The organism is Providencia sp. PROV255 (assembly GCF_028478065.1).
GTDB lineage: Bacteria > Pseudomonadota > Gammaproteobacteria > Enterobacterales > Enterobacteriaceae > Providencia > Providencia rettgeri.
Genome location: NZ_JAMPMI010000005.1, coordinates 233,884 through 245,952 on the forward strand (window position 1 = coordinate 233,884; position 12,069 = coordinate 245,952).

At 40.6% G+C, this 12,069-nt stretch carries 9 protein-coding genes; 7 read left to right on the forward strand and 2 right to left on the reverse strand.

Translation table 11 applies throughout. The features are described 5' to 3' along the window. The first annotated feature begins 7 nt into the window (after positions 1 to 7). The 3 genes from PR725_RS04805 to PR725_RS04815 all read left to right on the forward strand — a co-directional run bounded on the left by PR725_RS04805 (position 8) and on the right by PR725_RS04815 (position 3,280). Positions 8 to 205: a DUF3311 domain-containing protein gene (locus PR725_RS04805; protein ID WP_004912288.1), complete on the forward strand. Its 198-nt coding sequence runs from the start codon at positions 8 to 10 to the stop codon at positions 203 to 205. Continuing rightward, the gene (locus PR725_RS04810; protein ID WP_109911547.1) at positions 202 to 1,644 is read left to right on the forward strand and encodes a sodium:solute symporter family protein; all 1,443 of its coding nucleotides are present in this window, start codon (positions 202 to 204) and stop codon (positions 1,642 to 1,644) included. The genes PR725_RS04805 and PR725_RS04810 overlap by 4 nt, the downstream gene beginning before the upstream one ends. Before the next feature lie 277 nt (positions 1,645 to 1,921). Continuing rightward, a complete protein-coding gene (locus PR725_RS04815) occupies positions 1,922 to 3,280 on the forward strand; it encodes a hypothetical protein (RefSeq protein ID WP_272567860.1) in 1,359 nt (452 codons plus the stop codon). Positions 3,281 to 3,381: 101 nt separating this feature from the next. On the opposite strand, the gene pta is transcribed toward PR725_RS04815, so the two are convergent. Both pta and ackA read right to left on the reverse strand, forming a co-directional pair. After that, a complete protein-coding gene (pta, locus tag PR725_RS04820; RefSeq protein ID WP_181937056.1) occupies positions 3,382 to 5,511 on the reverse strand; it encodes a phosphate acetyltransferase in 2,130 nt (709 codons plus the stop codon). Positions 5,512 to 5,598: 87 nt separating this feature from the next. Beyond that, positions 5,599 to 6,801: an acetate kinase gene (gene ackA / locus PR725_RS04825; protein WP_004912276.1), complete on the reverse strand. Its 1,203-nt coding sequence runs from the start codon at positions 6,799 to 6,801 to the stop codon at positions 5,599 to 5,601. A gap of 595 nt (positions 6,802 to 7,396) precedes the next feature. Here ackA and yfbV point away from each other — a divergent pair. The 4 genes from yfbV (at position 7,397) to PR725_RS04845 (ending at position 11,544) form a co-directional block, all read left to right on the forward strand. Next, positions 7,397 to 7,852, forward strand: a complete 456-nt coding sequence (gene yfbV, locus PR725_RS04830) for a terminus macrodomain insulation protein YfbV (RefSeq protein WP_004912272.1) — start codon at positions 7,397 to 7,399, stop codon at positions 7,850 to 7,852. Between the two features lie 139 nt (positions 7,853 to 7,991). Continuing rightward, a complete protein-coding gene (locus PR725_RS04835; RefSeq protein ID WP_004912269.1) occupies positions 7,992 to 8,486 on the forward strand; it encodes a YfbU family protein in 495 nt (164 codons plus the stop codon). A gap of 465 nt (positions 8,487 to 8,951) precedes the next feature. Continuing rightward, a complete protein-coding gene (locus tag PR725_RS04840; protein ID WP_004912267.1) occupies positions 8,952 to 9,626 on the forward strand; it encodes a sugar phosphatase in 675 nt (224 codons plus the stop codon). Positions 9,627 to 9,714: 88 nt separating this feature from the next. Beyond that, the gene (locus PR725_RS04845; protein WP_109911550.1) at positions 9,715 to 11,544 is read left to right on the forward strand and encodes an SLC13 family permease; all 1,830 of its coding nucleotides are present in this window, start codon (positions 9,715 to 9,717) and stop codon (positions 11,542 to 11,544) included. Positions 11,545 to 12,069 lie beyond the last annotated feature (525 nt).

The following is a 12,069-nucleotide window of genomic DNA, read 5'->3' on the forward strand; positions in this document are numbered from 1 at the left end:
GTGGTATATGAAGTGGTATCATTATTTAGTTATTTTTCCAATCCTCGCATTAACCGTAGGTATCTATTATGCCAATCAAGTAGAGCCTTTTGTTATGGGCTTGCCATTTTTAATGTTCTGGATTGTCTCATGGGTGATTGTTACAGCCTTAGTTATGTTATTAATCAATGTATTAGATAATAAAAATACGAAGGAAACATCATGAGTTCCGCATTAATTATTATTACAATTTTTTTCCTATTTAGCATTTATCTTGCTATCCGTGCTAAAAAGGGCAAAACGATGGATCACGAAGGGTGGTCTGTCGGTGGGCGCAGCTATGGTGCATTGCTGGTTTTCCTTCTAAGTGCAGGGGAAATATATACCACGTTTACTTTTCTTGGTGGAAGCGGCTGGGCTTACGGTAAAGGACCTGCAATTTTATATACCTTAGCGGTCAATGCTTTTATGGGGATCTTTTTATACTGGGTACACCCAAGAGTATGGCGCTTTGCAAAAGATAATGATGTCAGAACGATTTCTGAGTTATTTACCAAGAAATACCAAAGCCCGGGGTTAGGTTTATTAATTAGCTTGATTTCTATTGCTGCGATGGTGCCTTTATTTGTTTTGCAGCTTAAAGGATTAGGCATTATTGTTTCACAAGCGTCTTATGGCGCAATTCCTGCAGATATTGCCATATGGATTGGAATTATTGCAGTGACGTTGTTTGTGATGATCTCCGGTATTCATGGGTCAGCTTGGACATCAGCACTGAAAGATTTAATGATTTTAATTGTGGTCGTATTTATTGGTATTTATATCCCACTTCATTATTACGGTAGCTTTGGGGAGATGTTTAAAGCGATAGATACGGCGATGCCAAGCTTTTTAACATTCTCCGAAACGGGTCTAAATATCCCTTGGTATATTTCCACAATATTCTTATCTGTGGTTGCCTATTTCTGTTGGCCACATTATATGGCTGCGGTATTTACGGCTAAAGATGAAAAATCCTTAAAACGCAATAGTATTTTAATTCCTGCCTATAGCTTAATTATGTTATTTGCATTTTTTGTGGGTTATGCGTCTATATTACAAATTCCGCATCTTGAAGGTTCAGCTGTGGATTTATCGTTGTTTGAGATATCTAAAAGCACCTTCTCACCTATTGTGGTCGGTTTTATTGGTGCTGCTGGAATGTTAACGGCACTCGTCCCTGGTTCAATGTTGCTACTAACCACCTCTAATATGTTAGCGGGAGTTGTACAAAAAGCGATGGGGGTGAGTGAAGAAAAACGCCAGTCTGGTGTTTATGCACGCTTTATGGTGCCTGTCGTTGCGTTAGTCAGCTTGTATTTTATTTTCCACAGTAACGATACCTTGGTGGCTATTATGTTACTCGGGGTCAATATTGTTGCGCAGTTTTTCCCAGCTTTGTTGATGAGTTTTAAACAGAAAAATCCAATGACCCCTGCGGGCGCTATTTGTGGGATTTCCGCGGGGGTTTTATTTCTCGCGGTAACCTATATCGAGAAAATTTCTTTAGCGCAATTGTTCCCTTGGTTAGGGGAAAGTTTAAGTTTCATGAATATCGGTATTGCTGCATTTATTCTGAATATTATTGTGGCGGTAATAATTTCATTATTTAGCAAAACAAAGTAACAAGTGATATTTTAATTTTTTATTAATATTGCACCTTGTGATTATATCGCAGGGTGTATTTTTTATTTGATTAGTTTGAATTTAAATTCATTTAATAATTAACAATCAATTGATGAATATTATTATCTTATTTATCTTGTCAGCAATAAATTTAACCTTATAGTAATTTAAGCTACTTATATGAATCTTCCTTTAGGCTAATTTCTTACTGTTTTAAAAGGTGGATTTCTTAAGTTTTTACACGCTTAAATATTATTTGATATGAAGGATTCTTATTATGAAAAAAAATGAGTCAGTTGAATTATTGAAAAATCAGAAAGGAAAAGATAAATGCCCACCTAATAAATTAGCACTCTATACAAATATTGATTATAACAATTCAGAAATTGGCGATATTCTTTTAATATCTCCAGATATTCAACTTGATCAGAAGGAACTTGAATCATATGGATTTGATGTGGGGCATCATGATGGCGTTTCCTGTGTTGTTAACAATATGTCTAAAGCAGCTACGCTTGTCGCAGGTCTTAATCTTGATGGTGAAATATTACGAGTCCCTGCATTGTCTTCAATCGCGTCACTGGTTGGTTTAGGTTGGAATGATCTAACACGTTCTGTTGTTGCTGCCCCCGTTGAGTTAGTTACTTTAGAAATATCTTTTGAAAGCCCTCTCCAAAGTACATTAGGTAAAGTTAATAATATTGAAATTGATATAGTTAATAAAGGCAATGTTGCTGTTTATGGTGTCACATTAGAGATAACCACAAAAAATAGTGATGTAGCCAATGTCATTTCATACCCTGAATTAATTGATCTTCACTCAAATATGATCACCACAATCCCTGTATCTCTTGAAGGGAAGAATACGGGTGAAACACTATTAAGTGTTCGGATCCACACTCCGATTGGTGTTATTAATCAGGGAAGTAATACTTATGATGTAAAAGTCGAGGTAAAAGCTAGGGTTGAATTAAATTTAACGATAGATACACAAGTTACGTTATTAACCGGAGAGTCAAAGTCAGTCCCACTTAAGATCACGAATAACAGTGATACATTGGTTCGTAGTGCGATTATAAATGCGAATTCAGGGAATAGCTCTCTTGTTATAGTGGGTGAATTTGGCTCAACGGTTGATATAGACCGAAATAGTTCAAAGGTTGTTAATATTCCATTAAATGCAAGCTTAACGACAGTAGGTGATACGCAATTAGCCTGTAGCCTGACACTACCGAAAGGCTATGAAAATGAAGGTAATAATAATGCAATTTCTGCGATTACGGTGACAGCAGAAAGAGAATTAGAAGTTTTACAACAGTATCAAGCTAGTTGGGCTGGGGAAGGTGGTTATCTTTACAGCTACATGTTGACATTAAAATCACAAAATACACGCGTTAATAAATGGCAACTCACATTCCAATTACCAGCTGGTGCTAAAGTTTCTGAAAACTGGTATGAAAGTCAAAAAAACTGGTTGACGAAGGAAGAAGTGGGTGGAAATGTTATTTTAGGTAATACGAGTGGACATACTATCGACCCGGGTATTGAACTTCCATTGCAAATACAGGTGGTTTATCTTGAGCAGGCAAAGGTGAATGAGTACATCTATGACTTGCACCTTCGACAAATAGGATAATATTTTTAAGTGATAATTCAGTCTTTATCATCATAAAAAAAATGCCAATCAGTTTGAACTGGTTGGCATTTTTTACTTATAAAAGATAAATGAAATTTTAGTTAAGCGTTTTCGTTTTGTACTGCTTGGATAGCGGTTAACGCAACGGTATAAACGATGTCATCAACTAACGCACCACGAGACAAGTCATTGACTGGTTTACGCATACCTTGCAACATTGGACCGATGGAGACAAGGTCAGCAGAACGTTGTACGGCTTTATACGTGGTGTTACCAGTATTTAAGTCTGGGAAGATAAATACGGTCGCTTTACCTGCAACTGGCGAATTAGGCGCTTTGGATTTAGCCACATCAGCCATTACCGCGGCATCGTACTGTAATGGGCCATCAATCATCAGATCTGGGCGTTTTTCTTGCGCTAAACGGGTTGCTTCACGCACTTTCTCAACATCACTACCAGCACCTGAATCACCTGTAGAGTAAGAAATCATCGCAACGCGTGGGTCAATACCGAATGCTTTTGCAGAATCAGCAGATTGGATAGCGATTTCTGATAATTGCTCTGCAGTTGGGTCTGGATTGATAGCACAGTCACCATAAACAAATACTTGTTCAGGTAATAGCATAAAGAAGACGGAAGAAACTAATGAGCTGCCCGGCGCTGTTTTAATTAATTGCAGCGGTGGACGGATGGTATTTGCTGTCGTATGAACAGCACCAGAAACTAGGCCATCAACTTCGCCTTTTTCCAGCATTAATGTCCCTAATACGACGTTATCTTCTAACTGCTCACGAGCAACAACCTCTGTCATTCCTTTGCTCTTACGTAATTCAACAAGGCGAGCAACGTATTCTTCGCGTACTTTAACTGGGTCAACAATTTCAATGCCGGTACCGAGTTCAATACCTTGTGCGGAAGCAACACGACGAATATCTTCTGGGTTACCTAACAGTACGCAAGTTGCAATGCCGCGCTCTGCACAGATAGATGCAGCTTTAACTGTGCGTGGTTCATCGCCTTCAGGAAGAACAATACGCTTGCCCGCTTTACGAGCTAACTCTGTTAACTGATAACGGAATGCAGGAGGTGATAAGCGGTTAGGGCGCTCAGAGTCTGCAACCAATGATTCAATCCAGTCGCTACTAATATGACGAGCGACATAGTTTTGAATTTTTTCAATACGCTCATGGTCATCCGCTGGAACTTCTAAGCTAAAGCTTTGTAAATTCAGCGATGTTTGCCATGTATTGCTTTTCACCATGAAAACAGGCAAGCCAGTTTCGAAGGCTTGTTCACAAAGTTGGCGAATAGGCGCATCGATGTTATAGCCACCAGTTAGTAGAACTGCACCGATTTCAACTCCGTTCATTGCCGCCAGTGATGCAGAAACTAATACATCAGGACGATCCGCTGAGGTCACTAATAATGAGCCTGGACGGAAGTGTTCAAGCATGTGCGGGATGCTACGTGCGCAGAAAGTCACAGATTTAACGCGACGAGTTTTGATTTCGCCTTCATTAACAATCTCTGCACCTAAGTGTTTTGCCATGTCAATTGCACGGGTGGCAATTAAATCGAAGTTCCATGGAATAGATGCCAGAACCGGCAGATTCAGCGCAGAAAGTTGCTTAGTATCGAGGTTAGCCACAGTCGCTTTAGTTGAATCGTCAAAAATTTCAGATAGGTCAGGGCGAGTACGACCTTGTTCATCAACAGGGGCATTCACCTTGTTGATGATCACACCAATAATATTTTTATTACGTTGGCCACCAAATTCGTTACGTACTAACTCTAAACGCTCTTGCATTTGTGGGATAGAGCTGTTGCCTGGTGCAGTGACGAAAACAATTTCTGCACCTAATGTTTTGGCAATTTCATAGTTTAATGATTGAGCAAATGAGTGTTTACGCGTTGGCACTAAACCTTCAATTAAAATTACTTCCGCATTTTTTGTGTGGTCATGATAGCGAGCTACGATTTCTTCCATTAACACATCTTTTTTAGAAGAGGTCAGTAGCGATTCAACGTATTCCATTGTCAGTGGTTCAACAATGGTGGTAATACTTGAATGAGAACGCAGGACTTCAGTGGTTTGGTCTTTATTGCCAGAGACGCGTGGCTGTGCGATAGGTTTGAAAACGCTTAATTGAACACCTTTTTGTTCCATTGAGCGAACGACACCTAGGCTAACGCTAGTTAAGCCAACGCTGGTGCCAGTAGGTATTAACATAATTGTACGGGACACGGGAACCTCTTTCTTTCGGTTACTCTAATGACAAAACGATACCGCCAGCAAGTTGCTGGCGGTAGAAGTTACTTATGCGGTTAAGCGCGCAGTATCTTGGGCGATAACCAACTCTTCATTGGTTGCGATAACCAGCGCTGGACGGCTATTATCGGTAGTGATTAAACCTTCTTTACCGAAGCGTGCCGCTAAGTTACGTTCGTGGTCATATTCGAAACCAAGGATAGCCAGTTTCTTCAAGGTGATTTCACGAACTTGTGCTGAGTTTTCACCAATACCACCGGTGAAGATGATAGCATCAAGACGGCCTTCCATCAGTGCACTATATGCACCAACGTATTTCGCTAAACGATGGCAGAAAACATCCATTGCGCGAGTTGCGTCTTCTTTAGCGCCGTAGTTATCTTCAACATAACGGCAGTCGCTTGTTACACCAGTTAAGCCTAATAACCCCGATTCTTTGGTTAGCATTTTGTTGATTTGATCAACGCTCATACCTAAAGAATCATGTAAATGGAAAATAATTGCAGGGTCGATATCACCGCTACGTGTTCCCATTACCAGGCCTTCTAATGGCGTTAAGCCCATTGAAGTATCAACACATTTACCGTTAACAATGGCAGTAACAGAACCACCGTTGCCTAAGTGGCAAGTGATAACATTGAGCTCATCAACAGGTTTGTTAAGCTTTTTCGCAGCTTCACGGGAAACATAGTAATGGCTTGTACCATGCGCACCATAGCGACGGATACTATGCTCTGAATATAATTCGTATGGCAGTGCATACAGATAAGCTTCCTGAGGCATGGTCTGATGGAATGCGGTATCAAAGACAGCGACATTTTTGTTGACCAGATGCGGGAAGGATTTTCTTGCTTCTTCAATACCGATGAGATGAGCAGGGTTATGCAATGGCGCGAATGGAATAGCCGCTTCAATGCCTTCGATCACTTCGTCTGTAATTAATACAGAGGAGGTAAACTTCTCACCACCATGAACAATACGGTGACCAATGGAGGTGATTTGCTCTGATAGCTCAGGTTTTTCAGCAAGAATAGTGTTAACAATGAAATCCAATGCTTCGCTATGCGCTGCACCAGCACCTAAAGGCGCTTCTTTCTTAGCACCATCCATTTTCCACTTAATACGGGCTTCCGGGAGGTTAAAGCACTCAGCTAATCCAGATAAAAATTCATCGCCATTAGTTGGGTCGATGATGGCGAATTTCAGTGAGGAGCTACCGCAGTTTAGAACCAGTACCAGCTTACTTGACATGGAAATACCTATCGTTAATTGTTGTTGTGAAGCCTTTTAAACAACATGAAAAGACTCAGATTAAAAATATACTGCTAGAGCCTAGCGTATTTATGACCTGAAACATCATGATTGATATCATGTTAAAGGCGAAAAAGTTAAAGATCGTGAGACCTCTAGGGGTTTGATAAAACAGGCGCTATCTTTTTTGCCAAGGTATATAAAAGTAAACCTTCGCACCTAGTGTTGAAATAACGACCAAAAACCCCAATATATATAACTGTTGTCTATCTTCAGTTTCGAAAATGGATAAAGCTACAAAGTAACAAATGCAACAGCAATTCTAAATGTGGCAGATTCTACTAAAAATATTTTATATTTTATACGTTTTTTTTAAAAATAGGGACTTTGATTGATTAAAATCATAAGTGACGTATAAAGTGGTGTTATAGCACAGGGTTACATTGCTATTAGAATAGCTGATATTTAGTAAAGTGACTTAACTTAAGGTAAATGTAATGAAATAATTTCGTTATCTTAAATGTGCTATCATTTTACTATGGCGCAATCTATAAATTATTGCCTCAGTTTTTAAGAAGTCGATAGGAAACGTTTCATGAGTACATTACAAAGTACACCGCCCGGTTTTTTTAAACGCTTTAGATTAGGTAACCGCTATCTGAAGACCTTTCCTATGGAGAAAAAACTGTCGCCAATCTTCCCCGAAATTCGCATCAACAAAGCTGTCCGCTTTGGTATTCGTTTTATGCCACCGATTGCAATTTTCACATTAGCATGGCAAATCGCGTTAGGTGGGCAATTGGGACCCGCCATTGCTACGGCACTTTTTGCCTGTAGTTTGCCAATGCAAGGTCTATGGTGGTTAGGAAAGCGTGCTTCGACGCCTCTGCCATCTAGCTTATTGAGCTGGTTTTATGAGATCCGTGATAAGTTTACAGAGGCGGGGATCGCTATGGCGCCGGTTGAGCACCAACCCGATTATATGGCGTTAGCTGACTTGCTAAAACGTGCATTTAACCAGTTAGACCGCTCTTTTATGGAAGATATCTAAGGGATGATTTCCACTAAAAGGTAGATTTAACAATAAGTAATGCAAAAAGCATGTTTAGATCAATAAAAGCGATGTTTTCACTGTCTATGATTGGTGTTGAATGCGAAGATAAGCCATACTTTTTAGTGGGAGAACCATGATGGAAATGACTAACGCACAACGCTTGATCTTATCTAATCAATATAAAATGATGACCATGCTTGACCCCGATAATGCAGAACGTTATCGCCGCCTACAAACCATTATTGAACGTGGCTTTGGTTTACAAATGCGTGAGTTAGACAGAGACTTCGGTCATTTAAGTGAAGACACCTGCCGTACTGTTATTGATATCATGGAAATGTACCATGCACTGCAAGTCTCCTACAGTAACATGGCTAACAAGGAAGACATTGATGGCCGACGCGTGCAATTTTTAGGTTTTGATGCTGCAACAGAAGCACGTTATTTGAGCTACGTTCGCTTTATGGTTAACACAGAAGGGCGTTATACCCACTTCGACAGTGGAACGCATGGCTTTAATTCGCAAACACCGATGTGGGAAAAATACAATCGTATGTTAGCGATTTGGCATGCGTGCCCGCGTCAGTATCATTTATCAGCGGTGGAGATTTCCCAGATCTTAAACGCCTAATGCTCGTCATTCTTCGCGCTGTCGCGTTGTTGACTGCGTTCGGCTACTCGGGTCACATACTTTTGTATGCTCCCCGAGATATCCTCTCTAGTCGCCTAGCGACAACGCGAATAATTTAGAGCAAGTTTGCTCGTCATACTTCACCTTGTCTCGTTGTTGGCTGCGTTCGGCTACTCGGGTCACATACTTTTGTATGCTCCCCGAGATATCCTCTCTAGTCGCTTAGCGACAACGCGAATTATTTAGAGCAAATAGAGTATAAAAAGTAAATAAAGTTTTAAAAAATCCCAATTTTAAATCAACATTCCTTTCCTGTTTTAACTCTCAAGTGCATTCAAATCTAAGTTATTAACGCAAATCTTGATTATTTTTGTTATTGAGGTTGCGCATTGGCGTCTATTTAGCGTTAACTAGTGGGCCAGAATCGATTCAATTATTACGTGAATAGCAAATAAAGGGGTAGACGTGAAATTAAAGGCAAAAGGGTTTCTATTTGATTTAGATGGCACATTGGCAGATTCCTTGGCTGTGGTTGAGCGCTGTTGGTGTAAGTTTGGCGAACGAATTGGTGTAGACTCAGCCGAAGTCATTAATTTTATTCATGGAAAACCCGCGTTAACCAGTTTGCGTCACTTTTTACCCGAGGCGAGTGATGAAGAAATTATGGGGTATTTTCGCTGGTTAGAAAAAATGGAAAGCGAAGATGTGGAGGGCGTGGTTGCCCTGCCTGGCGCGATTGCCTTGCTGTCACGTTTAAATGAAATTGGGGCACCGTGGGCAATTGTCACTTCTGGCACCGTACCGATTGCCCATGGACGCCAGCAAGCGGCGGGTTTACCAGAACCTAAACATTGGGTGACATTTGAAAAAGTTACGAAAGGAAAGCCGGACCCAGAACCGTTCTTGCTTGGAGCCCAAGCACTTTCGCTTCCTGCAAAATCCTGTATTGCCTTTGAAGATGCGCAGGCAGGTATCCATTCTGCATTAACGGCAGGTTGCCAAGTGGTCGCAGTCCATGCACCAGAAGGCATGCCACGTCGTGATGAAATTCAAGTAATTGTAAGTTCATTGGCTCAAATTTCTGTTATGGGGCCTGACAATAATGGTGATTATGAACTTTTCGTGTCTAATTTGACTTAATGGTGATTTAATCAAAGAAATTCTCCGTAAAACATGCTTAACTGAATAAAATTCTTAGCAATGTTTTTTTTCGTCGAAAGGGGATATTTTGAACGGAGAATTGCTGTGGGTCTTAACCCTCCTATTAATTGCGATAGTTCTGTTTACCACAAATAAGATTCGCATGGATGTGGTCGCATTGCTTGTCATTGTCGCGTTTGTGTTGAGTGATACCTTAACATTAGAGCAAGCTACCGCAGGTTTTGCAGATCCTAACGTTCTGCTAATTGCAGCATTATTTGTTATTGGTGATGGGCTTGTTCGCACAGGCATCGCTTACCAAATGGGAGACTGGCTTGTTCGCGTTGCAGGAAGCAGCGAAAGCAAAATGCTGGTTTTCCTAATGCTCACCGTCGCTGGGTTAGGCGCTTTTATGAGCTCCACTGGCGTGGTGGCTATTTTTATTCCCGTCGTTTTAAGTGTCGCATCACGGATGAAAACATCGCCTAGTCGGTTAATGATGCCACTAGGCTTCGCGGGGCTCATCAGTGGGATGATGACACTAGTGGCCACGCCACCTAATATGGTGGTGAACAGTGAATTGGTACGTGAAGGGATCAAAGGCTTCCAATTTTTCTCTATTACCCCGATTGGTATTTTAATTTTATTCGCAGGTATTGCCTACATGTGGCTGACAAGGCGTTGGCTAGGCAGTAACGAACCAGACAAACTCCCTGAGCGCTATCGACGCACTTTCCGTGACTTAATTCGTGATTATAAATTGACAGGTAGAGCTCGCCGTCTTGCTATCCGCAAGGGGTCACCACTCATTGGCCATACACTTGACGAACTGCACTTGCGTTCCCGTTATGAGGCCAACGTGGTAGGGATTGAGCGTTGGCGTAAATTTCGTCGAGTGATGGTGAGTGCAACTGGGGGAACAGAGTTACGCGAGCGAGATGTCTTATTAGTCGATATTTCGGTGAGTGATGACGATTTACGCCAATTTTGTAGCGAACAACTCCTTGAACCGATGATTTTACGGGGAGATTATTTTTCAGACCAATCACGTGATGTGGGAATGGCTGAAGTATCGATGAATCCAGATTCTGAACTCTTGGGTAAATCTTTAAGAGACATTAAATTCCGTACTCGTTATGGCTTGAACGTGGTTGGTATTCGTCGAGATGGCGGGGCGTTGGACGGCAAGTTGGTAGATGAACCGCTTCGATTGGGTGATATTTTATTAGTCATTGGGGATTGGAAATTAATTCGCATTTTATCGACTAAGCCACGGAACTTCATTGTATTGAATCTGGCTGCTGAAGTAGAGGCGGTGGCACCTGCTGCATCTCAGGCTCCTCATGCCTTATTTTGTTTGGCATTAATGGTCGCAATGATGGTGACCAATGAAATTCCTAACTTTATTGCAGCACTTATTGCCTGCTTGTTAATGGGGAAATTTCGCTGTATTGATATGGAAAGTGCCTATAAGTCAATTCACTGGCCGAGTATTATATTAATTGTTGGGATGATGCCTTTTGCACTAGCACTGCAAGAAACGGGAGGGATTGCCCTTGCCGTTGATGCGTTAATGAAAGTTGCTGGTGGGTTAGGGCCACATGTGATGCTATTGTGCCTGTTTATTCTGTGCGCCTCTATTGGGTTATTTATTTCTAATACCGCAACTGCAGTGCTAATGGCTCCGATTGCCATTGCTGCGGCTCGCCAAATGGATGTCTCACCGTTGCCTTTTGCGATGATTGTTGGCATTGCCGCATCCGCAGCCTTTATGACCCCCGTTTCATCACCAGTTAATACCTTAGTTTTAGGGCCTGGAGGTTATAAATTTTCGGACTTTTTGAAAGTGGGTGTGCCATTCACTATTATTGTGATGTTTATTAGTATTGCAGTTGTGCCTATTTTATTTCCATTCTAAGAAATTACATTAATGGTTAATTGATATTTTTAATTAACCATTCCTCTTTTATTTATCAATTAAACGATATTAATTATAATTTACTCTCCTGTATTTTAACTTACCATTAATTTCGAATCAAAATACATAATATTAATTCAATTATTAAGAGGTGAATTTATGGTTCAAGTCAAAAATATACAAGAAAGGTATTATTATGGTTATGCAACATTTGAGAATTTTTGGGGAAAAGATATAAAAATGTGACTCTAACACATCTCGCGTCTGTTCTTTGGATGAATACGAAAGATCAGTAACATATTGAACATGTACCGAATAAAGGTATTTTAGAAAATTGTTTTGGGTTCAAATACTATATAGGTGTAGGGTCTGATATTTGGCATATTAAATTTTGGACTTACGAACGTGAGGTTTATGAATGTAAACATGATGTTAGTTGTAATATAACATCTGGGGATGGTGGTGGAGTTATATTAGGAATTAATGGCGAGTCTAGAAAACTATACGCACATTTTTCTTCATCTT

Bases quoted from the DNA above. Each gene is read 5' to 3' on its own strand.
- PR725_RS04815 (WP_272567860.1), top strand. From the start codon at position 1,922: ATGAAAAAAAATGAGTCAGTTGAATTATTGAAAAATCAGAAAGGAAAA.
- PR725_RS04835 (WP_004912269.1), top strand. From the start codon at position 7,992: ATGGAAATGACTAACGCACAACGCTTGATCTTATCTAATCAATATAAA.
- PR725_RS04810 (WP_109911547.1), top strand. From the start codon at position 202: ATGAGTTCCGCATTAATTATTATTACAATTTTTTTCCTATTTAGCATT.
- PR725_RS04805 (WP_004912288.1), top strand. From the start codon at position 8: ATGAAGTGGTATCATTATTTAGTTATTTTTCCAATCCTCGCATTAACC.
- yfbV (WP_004912272.1), top strand. From the start codon at position 7,397: ATGAGTACATTACAAAGTACACCGCCCGGTTTTTTTAAACGCTTTAGA.
- ackA (WP_004912276.1), bottom strand. From the start codon at position 6,801: ATGTCAAGTAAGCTGGTACTGGTTCTAAACTGCGGTAGCTCCTCACTG.
- pta (WP_181937056.1), bottom strand. From the start codon at position 5,511: ATGTTAATACCTACTGGCACCAGCGTTGGCTTAACTAGCGTTAGCCTA.